The organism is Brevibacillus sp. HB1.2, assembly GCF_013332495.1.
Classification (GTDB): Bacteria; Bacillota; Bacilli; order Brevibacillales; family Brevibacillaceae; genus Brevibacillus; species Brevibacillus porteri.
Genome location: NZ_JABMIU010000008.1, coordinates 136,904 through 157,378 on the forward strand (window position 1 = coordinate 136,904; position 20,475 = coordinate 157,378).

3 protein-coding genes are annotated in these 20,475 nt (G+C 45.9%); all 3 read right to left on the bottom strand.

Annotated elements, in window-relative coordinates; translation table 11 throughout:
- Positions 1–13: 13 nt before the first annotated feature.
- A complete protein-coding gene (locus HPY28_RS19040; protein WP_174231169.1) occupies positions 14–8,776 on the bottom strand; it encodes a non-ribosomal peptide synthetase in 8,763 nt (2,920 codons plus the stop codon).
- A gap of 18 nt (positions 8,777–8,794) precedes the next feature.
- Positions 8,795–10,822: a condensation domain-containing protein gene (locus tag HPY28_RS19045; RefSeq protein ID WP_174231170.1), complete on the bottom strand. Its 2,028-nt coding sequence runs from the start codon at positions 10,820–10,822 to the stop codon at positions 8,795–8,797.
- Positions 10,823–10,901: 79 nt separating this feature from the next.
- A complete protein-coding gene (locus tag HPY28_RS19050) occupies positions 10,902–20,468 on the bottom strand; it encodes a non-ribosomal peptide synthetase (RefSeq protein ID WP_174231171.1) in 9,567 nt (3,188 codons plus the stop codon).
- Positions 20,469–20,475: the final 7 nt, after the last annotated feature.

Below are 20,475 nucleotides of genomic sequence, written 5' to 3' on the forward strand. Positions count from 1 at the left end.
ACACGAATATGATTTACATGATGATCGCTTCCGCAGGACGATAGCGCTTCATGAAGTAATCGAAAAATTCAATTTTGTTGAATTGACTTTTATTTGTACTAACAAAGACCCCCATTTGTTTTTCTGGCAGGAACCACATAAAGGAGTTAAAGCCTATGACCTCGCCTGCCTTCGCCAAAATATTCTCATGTACGTATTCTGGGTGGAATTTTACCGTAAATCCATACCCTGTATTTGCCCCTGTTGGATGAGGTACTGATTTACTGGAGAACATTTTGTCTATCGAATCCGCCTCTAAAATTGATCCTTTGCCATCAGCGCCTCCACGTAAGAGAGCCAGCATGAATGTGGCGATATCGTGCCCCGTGGAGAGCATGCTGCCGTCTGGTGAGATTGCAGGGCTGAAATCGTACTTTTGCACGGCCTGATTTTCCAGATCATAGCCTGTGGCCATCTTCGCCTCTAATTCTGGTTGTAGTAGAAAACTGCTGTCTGTCATTTCGAGAGGCGTAAAGAAGTGCTCTCTTACATAGCGATCAAAGGAAACTCCCGTCACTCTTTCCACCAGATACCCCGCCAGCATAAAGGCAAAATTCTCATTCTCATATTGTTCGCCAGGCTTGTAAATCACGGTTGGCATATAGCGGTGAATATACTCTCGTAACGTTAGGGAGTCACGCCCGCCAAAATGATAGCTTTGATCATTTCCCGCGTCTGGCGAGTCAAACCCTGTTGTGTAACTGAGTAAATGTTCTACCGTTAGTGGGCCCTCAACCCTTCTCGATATTTCAACATCGAGGTATTGCTGAACATCCTCGTTCCATCCAATCATACCTTGCTCCACTAGCTTCAAAATGGCAGCGACTGTTACGAGTTTGGAAATCGAACCTACCTTGACTACGGTTTCATCTGCACTCATGGGCACTTTCTCTGATAGATTGGCGTAACCGTAAGCCTTCTTTACTTTCACTTGACCGTGTTGGACTACCACCGCAATTGCGCCAGGAAGATCACTCATCGTAGAAGAGTCGAAAAATCCGTCTATCACTGCTTCGAAGTCCACCCATTCTCCAGCGATTTCGTGATCAGGATTGTTGCGCAATTTCATCATGCAGTGTTGGAGGACTTCCCTAAGACTATCCTGAAGGCATGCAGTAAGTCGTTCGATGGTTTCCGTTTTATACTGTGCCTCGCTGTAAGCTACCATAAAGTGAAAGCTTCCATTCAACACCACGCACTCAATGTCAATCTTGCATTCCCGGAACTGCTCCAGACTCATTGATTCTCCGCCTGAGAATGTGGACAATTGAATGTCGTCATCCTTTTCTTTTCGATCCATATCAAATTGTCCCAAATAATTAAAACTGACCTCAGGATGTACATTCATGGTGGTGTTTGGCGATTTTGCAGACAAATATTTCAATATACCGTAGTGAATCCCTTTATGTGGTATTCTTCGTACATCTTTTTTGATTTTAGGAATGATAGCTGACGGATTCATTTCGTTCCCGACATCTACCATCACTGGATATTCACTCGTGAACCATCCCACTGTGCGGTTAATGTTCAGATCTGGTAAAATCGATTCCCTACCATGCCCTTCCATATTCAAGACGACGCGATCGATATTTGCCCATTTTTTAAAGCCCATTCCAATAGCAGCCAACAAAAGTTCATCGATTTCCGTCTGATAGGCACGATTGGCTTGTTTTAGCAATTCCTCGGTTTGCTGCTGATCCATCATGACCGTTTTCGTCCTGGTTGTTTTCCGAAGCGGTTTTTGCTCATCGTAATCGGTTGGCAACGAATGAGTGTCCCTTTCCTCGATTCGATTCCAATATTCACGCTCTTGCTCGAGCCTTTCGCTATTGGCATACTCGTTCAATTGTTGCGCCCATAATTGGATTGAATCACTTTTTAAAGGGAAACGAATCTCTTCATTACGGAGGAGCTGCCCATAAGCTGTTTTGAAATCGTCGATTAAAATGCGCCATGATACCCCGTCTACGACTAAATGATGAACAGCAATAAGCAAGTGATCGCCATCCGAGCATTGGAATAACCCTAGCCTCATTAATGGGCCATCAAAAATGTTAAGCCTCGATTGAATTTCACTGCATTTCAAGTCCATCGCTTGTTCGATCTCAGACCCATTCTTGTTTTGATAGTCCCAAATCTCCAGACGATACATGTCGCTAGTGTTGACGCCTCGATTATAAGCCTCATAACCTGTCTCTGTTTGGCGGAAAATCATTCGCAGTGCATCATGGTGCTGTACGAGCTTATCGACGACTTTGCGAACTATCTCCTCGTCAAACCGCTCTTTGCGGTACAACACAAAAGATTGGTTATAGTGATGGAGATGCTGACTGTGTTCTTGTATCAACCAATGCTGAATCGGGGTCAGTGGTACAACGCCTTCCACATCCTTTTGGTCAATTTTCCTATTCATCAGTTTCAGTTTTGTACTCAGTTCTGCGATCGTTGGATATTTGAAAAGATCTCGAATCTCCATCTTGTATCCCAAAGCTGCTAATTGCGATGAAACTTGAATCGATTTGATAGAGTCGCCACCAAGTTCAAAGAAATGATCCAAAGTCCCAATCTTTTTCTCATGTAAAACGTCTTGCCACACAGCTACCAATATCTTCTCGTTGTCCGTTTGGGGCTCCACATATTCCATTTCACTCTGCAAGACGATGTTGATATCCACTAACGCTTTTCGATCAATCTTTCCATTCGGCGTTACTGGTATTTCATCTAGCTGAACAAAATGGGCTGGGACCATAAATGCCGGTAACGACTTCCGCAGCGACTCTCTCAATACGTTCGATTCCACAGCTTTTACAGCTACAAAGAATGCAACCAGCCTTTTTTGACCGGATTCATCCGCTCTTGCGATAACGACCGCGTCGCGAATATCGTCCATTTTTCGTAATTCCGCTTCGATTTCTTCTAATTCGATTCGATTCCCACGTATTTTTACCTGATTATCCAATCGCCTTAAAAATTCAATATCTCCGCTGGGGAGCCATCGAGCCATATCCCCTGTCTTATACATGCTTTCACCGATACAAAACGGATTGGGAACGAATTTTTCATTCGTCAAATCTGACCGCTTGAAATATCCTTTTCCTACTCCCAAGCCTCCAATATACAGTTCTCCTGGGACACCCACAGGCTGCACATGAAGATTGGCGTCCAGAATATACATCTTCACCCCTGGCAAAGGCTTGCCAATCGGCAGAAATTTGTAATCTTGCTGTTTATCTCTTTCATAATAGGAGGAATCAATGGTAGCCTCCGTCACTCCATAGCTGTTTAAGATTCTCATTGTGCTTCCGTATCGATCAACAAGTTTGTGAAAGGCATGTAACGGGCATTGATCCGAGCCAAGAATCAATATTTTCATGAAGTCTATGTTGAGCCCATTTTCATAGAGATAGTCCATGAAAGGAATCACAAGGACGGGAGTCGATTCAAACAGATTAATCTCATGCTTTTCCATCAGGTAGTAAAGGCGCTCCAAATCCACTCTCGCATCTTTTGGGCAAATAACCAGTTTCCCACCGTTTAACAGGCATCTCATATAATCACCCGTAAACACATCAAAAGAAAAACTTGCCCATTGCAAACTTCTGACGGGGAATTCATCCAGCTTGTATTCTTGTTTCCATGCCTGCGCAAGCGAATGAAGCTGTCGGTGTTCAATCATGACTCCCTTTGGCGTTCCCGTAGTGCCTGATGTATAAATCACATAAGCAAGCTGATCAAACTGAACAGGTAACCCGAGATTCGTATTCTCCTGATGATAGGACTCCTCATCGTCAAGCAGGATCATTTTTTTGTCAGTATTCACTTTGTTGCGTACCGACTGATGCAACAGCAAAACTTCTGCTCCCGAATGTTCCAGCATGTACCGTATACGCTCTTCCGGATAATCAGGGTCAATGGGGACGTAGGCTCCACCCGCTTTCACAATCGCCAATACGCCAACGATCATCTCTATGGACCGTTCTGCGATGATCCCCACCATTTGATTTGCATGGACGCCCGCAGCTACCAATGTCCGCGCCAGCTGATTCACCCGTTTATTCAGTTCTGAATAAGACAGTTCTTGCTCTTCAAAAGCGAGAGAAATGCGATCCGGGGTTTTCTCTGTTTGCTCCTCGAATAGCTCGATGATTGTTTTATGCTCATCCCCATTGGTAAAAGAAACTTCCTTATAGGCAGAGATCATTGCCTGTTTTTCTTCCACTGACAACAATTCGATATGCTTGAAATGGATATCTGGTTGATTGGCTACCTGTTCGATGATGTTGCCCAAATATTTGAGCATCCGTTGAACCGTTTCTGGCTTAAATAAATCCGTGCGATATTCGACAGTCAAACCCGCTCCATTTTCTAGGTCCATGCATACGAGCGATAAATCGAAATTCGTCATGGAGTTATAGGATTCAACAGCTGTCATTTCCAAGCCATTTATTTCATTTTCCTCTTCCGTTTTTTCAATATATTGGAACATGAAAGAAAAAATAGGATTGCGGCTAACATCTCTTTCCGGATTAATTTTTTCGACCAATTTATCGAATGGATACTCATGATGCATGTAAGACTCCAGTGCTTGCTGGCGCCAAACGTGTAACGCCTCGATGAAGGTATGCTCCTGATTGACTTCTAGTCTCAACGGGAGTGTGTTAATAAAAAATCCAATGACCTGTTCAATATCCATGTGGTTCCGGCCAGCCTCCGGAGTACCGATGATGATATCCTGTTGATTGGTTAGCTTGGACAGCCAAATGCCTATCGTTGATAAAATCACCATAAACATGGAGGCATCATGTTGCTGAGCAATCTCTTTCATGCGGCTAAACGCTTTTTCCGGAATTTGATAAGATTCCGTTGCCGAAAAATACGTTTGTACAGGCTGTCTCTGGCAATCTGTCGGCAAGTCCAATACTGGGATCTCTTTTTCGAATGTCTTCAGCCAATAAGCTTCTGATTCTGCCAGCTCTCCATGATGAATCGACTGATTTTGCCAGACTGCGTAATCTTTATACTGGATGCTCAACTCTGGCAATTCGAGGTCTACCCCTTGATGCAAGGATTCGTAGATGGTGCCTAAATCCTTCATCAATATCCCCCATGACCATTGATCACTGATCATGTGATGCATGTTCATTAACAATACGTATTTTTCTTCCGCAGCCTTGCATAACTTCACCCGAAACAATGTATCCCTGTCAAAATCAAAGCTGGTTTCCGTCTCTTTTTGGATAATCAGATCAATTGCTTCTTGCTTCGACGCTTCTGACTCCTTGGAAAGATCGACAAATGCATAGGTGAAGTCATTGCTCGGCAGCACCTGTTGAACGGGGCGTCCGTCTCTTAACAGGAACTTTGTTCGCAGCACTTCATGTCTTTTTACTAGCAACCCGAATGCCTGATGCAGGACACGCTCCTTCAATGGTCCCGTGATATGGTAGATCGTCGGCATATTATAAGCCGTATTCTCAGGCTCTAGCTGCTGAATGAAAAACAGTCTCCTCTGCGCATGTGACACCGGGTAATACGCTTGCTCTGTTGCCTTGGGGATCGTTGATCGATCATGTTGCGTATGGAGCTCACCTGTGGACAGCGCTTCCTCGTGATGAAACAGGGAGGATAACTCCCGAATGGTTCGATGCTCGAATAAGTCCTTGATGGTAACCTCTATGCCCATCTCTCTTTTCATGCGCAAGCGAACCTGAATCGTTTTCATAGAATGCCCGCCAAGCTGGAAAAAGTCATCGTCGATCCCGATGTCCTCTATGTTTAGCACGGTACGCCAGATAGCTGCCAAGCTTCGTTCCAGATCGTTGCGAGGAGCGACGAATGCTTCAGACTTCTTTTGAATCACGTCTGTCTCTGGCAATGCTTTTTTGTCTACTTTTCCGTTGCGATTCAGTGGCATTGCATCCAGAATGACGATTCGCTCCGGAACCATATACTCCGGCAAGATCGTTCTGAGATAGGCTTGCAGCTCATGCTCACTCTGCTGTTCATGCATGACCACATAGCAAACAATTCCGTTCTGCCCATTTTCATCTTCCCGTGCAACCGCTACACACTGTCTCACCAGCGTGTGACGTAAAAGGGCATTTTCTATCTCGCCGAGCTCTATGCGATGTCCGCGTACCTTCACCTGAAAATCAGCACGCGTAACAAATACGAGTCTCCCATTTGACAAATAACGTCCCAAATCGCCTGTTTTATATAGCCGTTCTTTTCTACCCTGCAAAAATGGATTTTCTGAAAATGCTAGCTCAGTGCGTTCAGCATCATGGAGATACCCCCGCCCTACGCCAGTTCCAGAAATGTAGATTTCCCCGACACAACCAACCGGAACGGAGCGCATCCATTTGTCCAGCACATAGTGCTTCATATTGGCGATCGAGCTTCCCAAGGCCACATAAGGATAATCATCATGCGCATACGAACGATCAATGATTTCATGCATCGTATCATCTGAGCACTCCGTAGCTCCATACGTGTTCACTACAATCACATCGGGATACAGGCTTTGCCACTTTTGGCACAGGGTAACTGGCAATCCTTCACCAGTAGAAATCATGTATTGCAATTGAGGCAACGCATGCTGTTCCGGCGGGAGAGTCAGTGCAGCATTGTGCAATGCTTCTATCATCGCTGGGACCATCTGAATTACGGTGACACCGTCTCGATTCAAGGCTTGGAGCAATGCATCCGGATCAGTAGCCGTCTCGTTGTCGTAAATCACTAACTTACCCCCTGCCATCAAGGGAGCCAGGAATTGCCACACCGATATATCAAAGCAATGAGAAGCATTCTGCGCTACGATGCTATCTTCATTCAGTCCAAGGACATCCATTTTGGCGTAAAGATGATTCAGCATGCCGCTATGCTCGATCATTGCCCCTTTTGGCATACCAGTGGAGCCTGAGGTAAAAAAGACGTTTGCCAAATCAGCATGCTCGTTGATGATCTCTGGATTCGATGTATCCGACGCTTGCAAGGAAGAAATGTCCGAGCCTGTCCCGTCCCCTTTGTTCAGGCAAAACACAACTGGCCTGTGCTCCAATCTGTCTGCCAAGGCCATGCTACGCGATTGGAAACGCGCCTCGGTCAGTAAAACCTTCGCCTTGCTGTTATCAAGAATCGTAAGGAGTCGTTGATCGGGATGGGCTGTATCAAGCGGGACATAGGCCCCTCCTGCTTTCAGTACAGCCAGAATGCCAAGCAGCATGTCGACGCTTCTCTCAGCAAATAGGCAAGCAAGATCATTTCGGCCAAATCCTTGTCTTCGCAACCAATGCGCCAATCGGTTCGATTCCTCATTCAATTCCCGGTAGGTGATGGATTGCTTCCCATCGATAGCAGCAACAGCGTCAGGATTGCGTTTGACCTGCTCTTCTATGATTTGGTACGCAAATTGCTCCATACTGCGATTCGACTTCGCGAAATTACCCATCACCTTCGTCATGATCTCTTGTTCTTCATCCGTCACGATGTTCAGATCGCTGATGCTCCTATCTGCCTCTGAGCAAATCTGCTCGAGCATATGGATGTAATGGGACTGCAATCGTTCCAGTTCACTCGTAGAGGACGCATTCATATGGAAAATTTGAATTTTCATGAGCTGCCCGACCGTCACCACTATCTCCACTGTTTCGAGGCCGCCACGATAAAGCATGGCAGATTCCTGGTGATCTTCTGCACCATTCCGTATCGTCAATGTCGTTCCAAATATAAGATCAGTTTCTCGGATGCCTGCATAGTTACGGACCATGTCTAGTGTGGCCATATCATTTTGCTGTAGTTGTTCCCAGCTTTCCTCGACATCCTTTACGACATCACGCACTTTTTGATTCGCATGCACGGTCTGCAAAACAGGTAAGCTGTGAGCCAGTGGCCCAATAATGGTATTCGCCTCTTTCCATGTTTCCGGTCTGCCAGAGACGGTAACCCCAATGACCAGCTTGTCCTCGCCACTGTACATATTCTCCAAGAGGAGCCAAGCAGCCTGAAAGATGGCCTCTATGGATACTCGCTGCTCGAATGCCATCCTTCTGATGGACGTGGTTACCGCTTCGGAAAGAACAGCGTTGCAAGTGATCGGATGGCTCGCATCCTTCTGTGCCCCTTGTACTGGATAAAACACATTCTCGCTTTCATAGCCTTGGAATTGATCTGCCCAAAAGCTTTTGACTTTGGAGCCATCTTGGCTTGACTCCCAAGCAACATACTCTTTGAATGAGGCCCGCTGGTCGGCAGATGGCTGATTACCCCGTACCCGTTTCAGCCATTCCGCTACAAGAAGCTCGCGACTGGCATCGTCCATACTTAATGCATGATGAGTCCAGATGAGGACGGATTGATTGGCGTCCATCTGCAAAATCGATACCCGGATCAATGGCCCCTCCTCATACGGAATGGGCTCCTGATGGGCTGTAAGTGTAGAGAGATAGACTTGCTCTTGCTGTTCAGGAGATAATTCCCGTACATCGTGCCAGTCAATAGGAATGGGTAGCTCCTTCAATACGACTTGTACATGTTTATTTTTAAGCTGGCGGAAAACTGTTCGCATCACCGGCGTCTGGCTAATTAATTCCTTCCACGTTTCTTGAATGCGTTCCAGTTCGAGACGGTGCTCGATGAGATAGCGCATGGTTGTCATCTTGTCAGGACGTAATAATTGCTTTTGCACCATGGAAAGCTCTATGACTTCCAGTACGTTCTCTTTTGTTAAATGCTTCAAGCCAGTGCACCTCTTTCGCTACAGAAATAATTGTTCAAAATCATCACTGGTTAGAAATTGGCTGTTCAGATGACTGACAATCTCGCGGATTCTTTGATGCGACTCGGCTGTCACACTTCCCAACAAGTATTCATATTGGGTACAGATCCGTTGCACTGTCTCCCTCTTGAATACATTCGATTTATAGGTAATAGCGCCATGTATGTGGTTGTTAGATTCATGGATGCGGAATTGAAAATCAATCGTGGAGGGATATTTATTCTTACTCATTTCAAATAAGAGTTGAGGCTCGTGAGCGTTAGGAAAGGACGCTTGATGATAATGGGCTTCTTTTAACTTGCTTTGTATTTGCAAAACCAAATCGCCAAGTAGTGGATTGCCTGTCAGATCAGCTCGTAAAAGCAGGGAGCTTGGGACATCCTCGCTCTCGTCCCACCCCGCACGAAATGCCAAAGCCAAATCCTCCTTCTCGGTTTCTGCATACAAAAGTACGAGAAATACGGTCATGAATATCGCATAGGAAGAGGCATCCCAAACTTTAGGCAGATGAGATATCCCAGCCTCCCGCAAGCATGTCCATTCAAACGTCACTTCCTCGAACTTTACTGAGTCGGTAGAGAGTGGGATGACGTCCTCTGGCAATATCTTGAGGGAAGGCAAAGTGGAAAGACTCTCCATCCAATCAGCGGGCTTGCCTGCATGTGCAGGGATGTTTTCACCATCATTTTTCAAAAGAGAAAGACTGGTGCGTTCAAAGTCGGAAACCCATTTGGCAATGGTTTCTTCATCCAAAATATCCGAATTGTATTCGAATCCTGCCAGTATGTCATGATGGTTGTCCTTTTCAACGACCAAACATAAATCATACTGGGATACATCTTTGCCAATCGGATAGGTGCTTACGGTAAGGCCATTGCTATGAAAAGTATTTTGCGCATTGCCCAGCATAATCGCTGCATCTTGCTTAATCGCTTTTTGATGGACGAAAGCCGTTGAAAAAAAGGAAGCATATTTTTTATCGCGCTCATATTGCAATTCAGCTGTAATCAAAGAGATTGGATAGTTTTGATACTGTGAACATAAAAACAATTCTTCATGAATCTGCTTTGCCAATTCACGAAGCGAGCTGTTCTTAGGAATTTTGATTCGCAGGGGAAGCATTACCATACACGGTCCCATGATCGTATGAAACTCTCTTTTTGGCCTGCCGTATCTCGGTACGCCAACAATGATGTCGTCTTGTCCAGTTATCCGATAAAGAAAAGCACTAAAAAGGGATAAATAAATGACATCCGTAGGATATTTGTGATGTTTATGATAAGCAATCAACTCATCCCGGAGTTGGCGGGTAAACGTAAAGAATGATATCCCCCCTTTAAACGAAGGGGTACTCGGACGCTTTTTATCTGGCGGTACTTCTACCCGCTCAAGAGTCCCACCCAATTTCTTTTTCCAAAAACCTCTCGCAGCTTCGCCTTCTGGGCTCGCTATGTAATTCTGTTCCCACTCCACAAAGTCCGCGTATTGGTGTATTTGTGGTTGCAACTCGTGATCATTGCCCGTGATCAGTAGTTGGTAGATCATCGTAAATTCATCGAGGGTGAGCGAAACACTCCACCCATCAAAGCAGATATGGTGATACTTGAAACATAAAATACTGCCGCTTTCTTTATAATCGAGCAATCTGCAACTGAATAACGGCCCCTCTTCCAGCGTAAAAGGCTTGCTGAACTCCTCATTGAAATATTCTCTAATCATCGTGTCGTCCCAGGTAGCGGAAGACACATGTTCAAAATCCAATATGGGCTCGCTATATACTTTTTGGATGGGCTCGTCTTCCAAAACAAAAATGGAACGATAGATTTCGTGGCGTTTCACGATCTCGTAAAGTGTACGGATCGTAACCGATACATCCAATCGACTTTCGAAGTGGAATAGATACTGCTCCTGATAATATGGACTCATTGGATAGACTAAATAGTGTAGATAATAATCTTTTTGAGCCTCAGACAGAGGGATCGTTTTGATAAAAGTTTTATCCATCATTCGTAGTCTCCCCGATACGCAACTGCGTAATGGTTGGGCATGCGGCTCTCACCAGCATGCCCCAACAGCCATAAACTAGTTAGCTGAATAGTTCATTGAAATCATATTCTTCCACCAAGTTTATTTGAGACAAGCGCTGCATTGGATTGTCAATCATTTGGCAAATGACATGCTTTAACTGATCTAGTAACGTATCCATTGCATTTTCACTGAATGCTTCCGTGTTGTAATGTGCAGTTAACGTCAGTTGGTCATGACGCGTGGACAAAAATAACATCATATCCAATTGATCGTCTTGAACAAAGTGACTGCCTTCATATGCTTTGATAATCGTTTCATCCAGAAAACGACGTAACGGACATTCTGTAAAGGTCATTTCATCTGATTCAGGCTGATTGTTCGATACATGTTGTCCAATAAAAACAAGGGAATACAAACTCTTCTTATCGCCTGTGGCAGCTAGTTGATCCTCTACAACCAAATTGTACGGATACTCTTGATTCTCGTACGCACCATATGCGGTTTCTCTTGTTCTGTTCATCATTTCCAATACAGTCGGGTTGCCAGACAAGTCTGTACGCATGGCGACCGGATTGATGAGCGGACCAATAATTCCTTCTAGATCCGTCTGCGTGCGGCCAGATAATGTCGAGCCGACAGTTATGATGGTTTGATCTGTGAGGAGTGACAGCCAAATGTTGATCGCCGCAAGCAAGCTCGTATAGACGGTACCACCAGCCATTCGAGTCAATTCTAAAAGTGATTGTCCCTTCACTTGCTCGATTGGAAGCGAAGCTACGTTTGAAATTCGGTTGCCGTGTGTGAACGATTGTGTCTCTCGCGGTATGAACGGTGCATCTACATTTTGTTGCAGTTGTTTTAACCAATAGTCCCGCTGTCGGTTCAGTTCTCCATTTTGCAACCGTGCTTGCTGCCACAAGGTGTAATCCATATAATCCAATGGTTTGGAAAACTCCTGTTGCACCCCACTCTTTACTTGTTGATAAATGCCCGCGAGATCATTCATAAACACATCTAACGACCAGCCATCAAATCCAATATGATGCGCGCTCAAGATGAAGAAGTGCTTCGTTGATGAGATTCGATACAAAGTCATCCGGAAGAAAGACTCTCGCGAAAAATCAAATGGCTTGTACAGAGCAACTTGCAAATCCATTTTGATACGCTGCTCGCCTTCCGTCACAGATAACGAAGACAAATCTACAAACGCATTCTCCACCTCAAGGTCGTCATGCACTTTTTGATACAATTGCCCTTCGTTTTCTATAATCGTCGTGCGCATGATTCTGTGACGTTCAAACATGAGGCCCATAGACCTGTGCAGAGAATGACTGTCAACGGGACCGTCTACTTCAAAGAGGTAAACCCCTCCTACTGCTTCTTGGTCACTGAATTTTGCATGGAACCATTGTCTTCTTTGCCCGTGGGATACTTCGAATAAGGAGACATCTGTCTGATTTTCCACGCGCGATACTTCATGGATGCGGGTATTCGTCTCACTTCCTTGCTTGATCTCAGAAATACGGGCGGCAATCGCTTCAATGGTTGGAAACTCAAAAATCGTGCGCAAAGGTATGTCCATCCCCAAAACATTTCGCATGCGGGAAATGACTTGCGTAGCCAATAAGGAATGTCCACCCCTATCAAAGAATGAGTCCTTGATCGAAATCCGATCCACCTGTAATATATCGCACCAGATGGAGTGGATAAGTTCTTCAGGTATCGTGCGCGGCTCAATGATCGAGAAATCGCTTGGTTTCATGACTGGTAATTCCAGTCTATTTCGGTTAATTTTTCCACTCGTGGTTTTAGGAATGCTGTCCAACTTCATGAAATAAGTTGGAATCATATAAGCAGGCAAATGCTCCTTCAGGAATGCCCGCCATTCGTTTACATCCCCGTCCCCCACGATATAAGCAGCCAATTCGGTAGCTGACCTGTCGTTTTTCACAGAAATAACGGCTGCTTCACGAACGGACGGATGCCTGCTTAATGTGGATTCAATTTCACCCAATTCAACCCGCATGCCTCTAATCTTGATTTGATTATCTTGTCTGCCTACGAATTTAATGTTGCCCGAAGGCAGAAAGTACCCCTTGTCGCCGGTTCGATATATTCTTTCCCCAGGTACAAACGGATTCTCCATAAATACTTCTTGGGTTTTCTCGCTATTATGCAGATAGCCTCTGGCCAATCCAAGGCCCCCAATATAAAGGTCGCCAATGACGCCAATTGGGACAGCCTTCCTATTTTGGTCAAGAACATAGACTCTGTTGTTATCAATCGGCTTGCCTACACTCACACAATCCTTTTCCAGCACGTCCATTGGTGAGCATGTGTAAATGGTGGAGTCGATCGATACTTCTGTGGCCCCCCACGTATTATGGAGTTTGGCATTTAGCTTTTTAAAGAACTTGCCTACTGTCTCGGGTAATAGCGCCTCACCACTGGAGATGACATTTTTTAATTTGTGCAAGTTGGATGCATCTTCTGGAGTAAGGGCGTCCACAAACATATTGAGCATGCTTGGTACAAATTGAATGCACGCAACTTGATAGTGAATAGCAGCCTGGATAATCGCCTCAGGGTCCCGATGCAGCCATGGTTCCAAGAGTGATATCCGTCCCCCTACAGACAATGGCCAAAAAAACTCAACAGCTGCATCATCAAATGTTAAGGTTGTTTTTTGCAGAATAGACTCTCCCTGCCCCAAGCCATGTTGTCGCTGCATCCATAACATGCGATTTACCCAACCATAATGGAGGTTTTCAACGCCTTTCGGATTTCCGGTCGAACCTGACGTGTAATAAATCGAAACTAAATCTGTCGGTTTTACGGTTTGCTCCGGCAATCCCTCCGGCATGCTTGCTATTTTTTCTTTTTCCGCTTGGGAATCTATACATCTCACAGGAGTGGCTTGTCCAAACAGGTTCATGAACTCCGGCTCGGATATACAAATGTTGGTTTTGGAGCTTTCCAACAGTTTCGCCATCCTCGCTTGCGGCATTTCGGTATCCAAGGGGAGAAATGCTCCGCCAGCCTTTACGATGCCGAGAATCGAAATGACAAGCTCGATGGAGCGATTCATACATATCCCGACAGGCGTATTGGGTCCAACACCCAGCATAATCAGGTAGTGCGCTAACTGGTTAGAACGTCTATCCAGTTCTTGATAGGTCATCTTTTCACTGCCATATTCAGCTGCAATGAGTTCCGGTGTCTTTTTGGCTTGTTCGATAAACAAATCATGCAGGCATGTATTCTCTGGAATGGCGACTGCTGTATCATTCCACTCCACGAGGATTTTGTGACGTTCTTTCTCGCTCAACAATTCTAGCAAGGCCATCGGCACGTCCGGTGCATTCACAAGCTCTTGCAACCAATTTGCGAAGTGCTCTGTCATTTTTTCAATCGTGGATGCATCAAATAAATCCGTGTTGTAGATCATGTTCATCACGAGACCGTCCTCAGACTCACCCATGGATAACTGAAGATCAAATTTCGCCACATTGATCTGAACCGGCATTTTTTCTAATTGCCCACTGAACGAATGATAGACATCCTCTTTCATTTCTGCCCATGTGAACACTGTCTGAAATACCGGGGAGTAGCTTGTATTGCGTTCCAATTGCAGCATTTCTACGATTTTTTCAAACGGGACATCCTGGTACTCCTGTGCCTGTAGAGCTTTTTCTTTTACTTGGGCAAGGAATTGCTGGAACGTTGGATTGTCTTGGAAGTTCGCCCGGTAGACGAGCGTATTCACGAAAAAGCCAATCAATCCTTCGATTTCCTTTACATGTCGGTTCGCTATGGGGCTTCCCACCAAAATATCGGTCTGTCCGGTATATCTGGATAAAAAGCCTTGGTACGCGGCCAGTAGGGTCATGAATAAGGTGGTATTCTCTTGCCGACTGAGTGCTTTCAGCTTCTCAAGCAGTTCAGTTGCCAGCACCATCTTATGCATATTTCCGGCATAGGTTTGAATGCTTGGTCTTGGTCGATCGATTGGCAATTGCAAGACAGGAAGCTCCCCGGACAACTCGGTTTTCCAATAGTCCAGTTGTCGGCCCATCACTTCATCCGTCAGCCATTCACGCTGCCATACCGCGAAATCAGCGTATTGAATCGGCAATTCTGACAGCTCCGCACGTGCCCCGCTCTCTGCTTCCTCGTAAAAGGCCAACCATTCTTCCAATAAGATATCCTCTGACCAGCCATCCGTAATGACGTGATGCATGGTGCACAGCAAAAGGAACTGATCCTCTTCGACGACAATTAACTTTGCTTGAATCAAGGGTCCCCGCTGTAGATCAAACCTTCTGTCTGCTTCCTGCATGATAATATCGTGAATTTGCTCTTCTTTTTCGGAGGCAGGTCGATCGCGTAGATCAGTCACTGGTAACGTTCGAGACACATGAGGTTCAATGACTTGGAAAGGTTGACCCCCTTCATTCGAAAACACAGTGCGCAAAATGTCATGGCGTTGAAGAAGCGCATTCCATCCCATTTCCAACGCCTGCGCATTCCACTGCCCTGTTAAGCGCCACATGTGAGGAACATTGTACGCCGTACTCTCCGGCTCTAATTGATGTAAAAACCATAGACGCTGCTGGGCATGCGATAACGGCAGCTTTTCAAGATGCGAGGCTTTCACAATAGCTGGTGTCCGTTCTTTTATTCCATCCCGGCCAAGCTCCATCATTTTGGCATCTAGACTTGCGATGGTCGGGCATTCAAACAGGATGCGCAACGGGATAGACAGATGAAAGGCTTCCTGCAAGCGGGATATGACCTGCGTCGCAAGCAACGAGTGTCCACCCAAATCGAAAAAGGAATCGTGGATACTCAATCGTTCCGTTTCCGTTTTTAAAACTTCACGCCAAATCTCTGCGATCTTATTCTCTGTATCCGTACGTGGTGCGACAAATTCGTCCTTCATCGTGCGCATTTCTGGAAGCGGCAATGCTTGACGATCCACCTTCCCGTTAGCTGTAAGTGGGAAAACGTCCATTTTCACAAAATAGGAAGGGACCATGAAAGATGGCAATTGTTCACTCGCATACCGTTTCCATTCATCGACATCCCCGTCTCCCGCGATATAAGCAATCAGACGTTTATCGTCCGCTCCATATTCATGTATAAGGACGACGGCGTCTCTTACGTTCTCATGCTGACTGAGGACAGCTACAATCTCACCGAGCTCAATCCTGTTCCCTCTTATTTTCACTTGATTATCTTTTCGACCGATAAATTCGATTCCTCGCCCCGGCACATATTTCACCAGGTCGCCCGTCCTGTATAATCTCGCTTCAGAGTCTTGTTGAAAAGGATGCGGAATAAACTTCTCTTGGCTCATTTCCGGTCGGTTCCAGTATCCGAAAGCTAGTCCCTTGCCTCCCACATACAACTCCCCCACGAGACCGTCAGGAACTACCTTTAACATTTCGCTTAAGATATACACCTCCGTATCATTGATCGGTCGACCGATCGGAACGGAGTGCTGGATTTCGCTCTTATTTTTTATAGGATAATAGCAAGTAAATGTCGTGTTTTCTGTCGGGCCATACCCGTTAATCACCAATGTATCTGGTAACATATCCAAGGCACGTTGCGCATGCTTGGCGGACACGATGTCGCCGCCAGCCAACAATTGACGCACCCCTTTTAAATACTCGATCCGGTAATCGATCATTTGATGAAAAACGCCTGCGGTTAGCCATAACGTGCTGATTTCCTCGTCACGCAGCACTTGTCCCAACTCTTCAAGAGACAGGCCGTGAAATGGATAAATCACCAATTTCGCGCCATTTAGCAGGCTCCCCCAAATTTCGAAGGTAGCTGCATCAAATGAGATCGACGCGAGTTGCAGCATGGTTTCTTCCGGTGTGAGTGATACATAAGAGGCATGCTTCGTAAGTCGGATCACCCCTCGATGAGGGATGAGTACCCCCTTCGGATTTCCTGTCGAACCGGACGTATACATCAAATAGGCTAGACTTTCCGAAGTCGTACTCTCGCCTAGATTTGTATCTGATTCCTTGTTGATCTCACGAGCTTGCAGGTCGGGACAAACGATTTTCAATCCATCTGGCAGTCTGGACATCAAGCTTTCTTGTGTCAGTACAATCGAGATGCTTGCATCTTGCAGCATATAAAGCAGGCGTTGCTCAGGGTAAGCAGGGTCAAGCGGAACATAGGCACCGCCTGCCTTTAAAATAGCGACCATACTGATGATCATTTCAAACGAGCGATCCATGTACAAACCAACTCGGCTATCTGCTCCTACTCCGCACGATTTTAAATAATGCGCCAATTGATTCGCTCTGCTATTAAGCTCTCTATAGGACAGGCTCGTACCTTTGTATGCTAATGCAGTGGCGTCAGGATGAAGCTCCACTTGTTCTTCAAATAATGTGGAGATGGAATCTTGCATAGAGACTGTAGCCCCATCATTTTTTCCAAAGTCACCACTAGTATGATTCCATTCGAGTAAGAGTCTGTGACGTTCTTCCTCAGTCAACAATTCCAGCAAGGCAATCGGCACATCCGGTGTGTTTACAAGCTCTTGCAACCAATGCGCGAAGCGGTCTGTCATTTTTTCAATGGTGGATGGATCAAATAGATCCGTGTTGTAGATCATGTTCATCACGAGGCCGTCTTCGGACTCACCCATGGATAACTGAAGATCAAATTTCGCCACATTGATCTGAACCGGCATTTTTTCTAATTGCCCACTGGACGTGCGATAGACATCCTCTGTCATTTCCGCCCATGTGAACACCGTCTGAAATACCGGGGAGTAGCTTGTATTGCGCTCCAGTTGCAGCATTTCTACGATTTTTTCAAACGGGACATCTTGGTATTCCTGTGCCTGTAGCGCTTTTTCTTTTACTTGGGCAAGTAATTGCTGGAACGTAGGATTGTCTTGGAGGTTCGCCCGGTAGACGAGCGTATTGACGAAAAAGCCAATCAATCCTTCGATTTCCTTTACATTACGGTTCGCTATCGGGCTGCCCACCAAAATATCGTTTTGCCCGGTATATCTGGATAAAAAGCCTTGGTACGCGGCCATCAGGGTCATAAATAGGGTGGTATTCTCTTGCCGACTGAACGCTTTCAGCTTCTCAAGCAATTCGGATGCCAGTACAATTTTATGCATATCTCCGGCATAGGTTTGAATGCTTGGTCTTGGTCGATCGATCGGCAATTGCAAGGCAGGTAGCTCCCCGGACAACTCCGCTTTCCAATAGTCGAGTTGTTGGCTCATCACTTCATCCGTTAGCCATTCGCGCTGCCATACCGAGAAATCAGCGTATTGAATCGACAATTCTGGTAGTTCCGCACGTGCCCCGCTCTCTGCTTCCTCATAAAAGGCCAGCCATTCTTCCAATAAGATATCTTCAGACCAACCATCCGTAATGACATGATGCATCGTGCACAGCAAAAGGAGCTGATCCTCTTCGACGACGATTAATTTGACTTGAATCAAGGGTCCTCGCTGTAGATCAAATCTTTTGTCTGCTTCCTGTTCGATATAGTCGTGGATTTGCTCTTCTTTTTCGGCAGCAGGTCGATCACGTAGATCGATCACTGGTAACGTTTGATACACATAGGGTTCAATGGCCTGGAAAGGTTGACCGCCTTCATTCGGAAACACAGTACGCAAGATGTCATGGCGTTGAAGGAGCGCATTCCATCCCGTTTCCAACGCACGCACATTCCACTGCCCTGTTAAGCGCCACATGTGAGGAACGTTGTAGGCCGTACTTTCCGGTTCCAATTGATGCAAAAACCATAGACGCTGCTGGGCATGCGATAACGGCAGCTTGTCTCGATGAGAGACTCTCGCAATAGCTGGTGTCCGTTCTCTTTTGCCATCCCGGCCAAGCTCCATCATTTTGGCATCTAGGCTTGCGATTGTCGGGCATTCAAACAAGATGCGCAACGGGATCGACAGATGAAAGGCATCCTGCAAGCGGGATATGACCTGCGTCGCAAGCAGCGAGTGTCCACCCAAATCAAAGAAGGAGTCATGGATGCTAAGACGCTCCACCTTTAAAATTTCATACCAAATCTCTGCGATCCTCTTCTCGGTATCCGTACGTGGTGCGACAAATTCATCCTTCATCGTGCGCATTTCTGGCAACGGCAATGCTTGACGGTCTACCTTCCCGTTAGCTGTAAGCGGGAAAGCGTCCATTTTCACAAAATAGGAAGGGACCATGAAAGGCGGCAATTGTTCATTCGCATACCGCTTCCATTCATCGACATCCCCATCTCCCGTGATATAAGCAATCAGGCGTTTATCATCGGATCCATATTCATGTACAAGGACGACGGCTTCCCTTACGCTCTCATGTTGGTTGAGAACAGCTACGATTTCACCGAGCTCAATCCGGTTTCCTCTTATTTTTACTTGATTATCTTTTCGACCGATAAATTCGATTCCTCTGCCTGGCACATATTTCACCAGGTCACCCGTCCTGTATAATCGCGCTTCAGGGTCTTGTTGAAATGGATGCGGAATAAACTTCTCTTGATTCAACTCCGGTCGATTCCAGTATCCGAAAGCGAGTCCCTTGCCCCCCACGTATAATTCGCCCACAAGACCAACAGGAACGAGCTTTTGTTTATCGTTTAGGATAAAGACCTCGGTATCATTGATCGGTCGGCCGATTGGAACGGAATGTTGAATCTCACTCTTCTCTTTTATGTGATAGTAGCACGTAAATGTCGTATTCTCTGTCGGACCATACCCATTAATCACCAGTGTATCTGGTAACATGTCTAAAGCTCGTTGCCCATGTTTGGCGGACACGATGTCGCCGCCAGTCAACAATTGACGCACTCCTCTTAAGTCTTCGATCCGATAATCGATCATTTGATGAAAAATGCCTGCGGTTAGCCATAACGTACTGATTTTTTCGTCACGCAGCACTTGTCCCAACTCGTCAAGAGACAGGCCGTGAAATGGATAAATCACCAATCTCGCGCCATTGAGCAAGCTCCCCCATATCTCGAAGGTAGCCGCATCGAATGAGATCGACGCTAGTTGCAATATCGTTTCTTCCGGTGTGAGTGATACATAGGAGGCGTGCTTCGTAAGTCGGATCACCCCTCGGTGAGGGATGAGTACCCCTTTGGGATTTCCTGTCGAACCGGACGTATACATCAAATAGGCTAGACTTTCCGAAGTCGTACTCTCGCCTACATTCGCATCTGATTCCTTGTTGATCTTGCTAGCGTCCAGATCAGGACAAACGATTTTCATTCCGTGTGGCAGTCTGGACTTCAAGCTGTCTTGTGTCAGCACAATCGAAATGCTTGCATCTTGCAGCATATAAAGCAATCGTTGCTCAGGGTAGGCAGGGTCAAGCGGGACATAGGCCCCGCCTGCCTTTAAAATAGCGACCATACTGATGATCATTTCAAACGAGCGATCCATGTACAAGCCAACACGGCTCTCTGCTCCAACCCCGCACGATTTTAAATAATGGGCCAATCGATTCGCTCTGCTGTTAAGCTCCTTGTAGGTAAGGCTTGCATCTTTGTATACCAATGCAATGGCATCAGGATGAAGTTCCACTTGTTCTTCCCATAATGCGGTAATGGAATCTTGCATACAGCAC

Excerpts from the sequence above, each read along its gene's own strand:
- HPY28_RS19050 (WP_174231171.1), bottom strand. The coding sequence starts at position 20,468 with ATGCAAGATTCCATTACCGCATTATGGGAAGAACAAGTGGAACTTCAT.
- HPY28_RS19045 (WP_174231170.1), bottom strand. The coding sequence starts at position 10,822 with ATGATGGATAAAACTTTTATCAAAACGATCCCTCTGTCTGAGGCTCAA.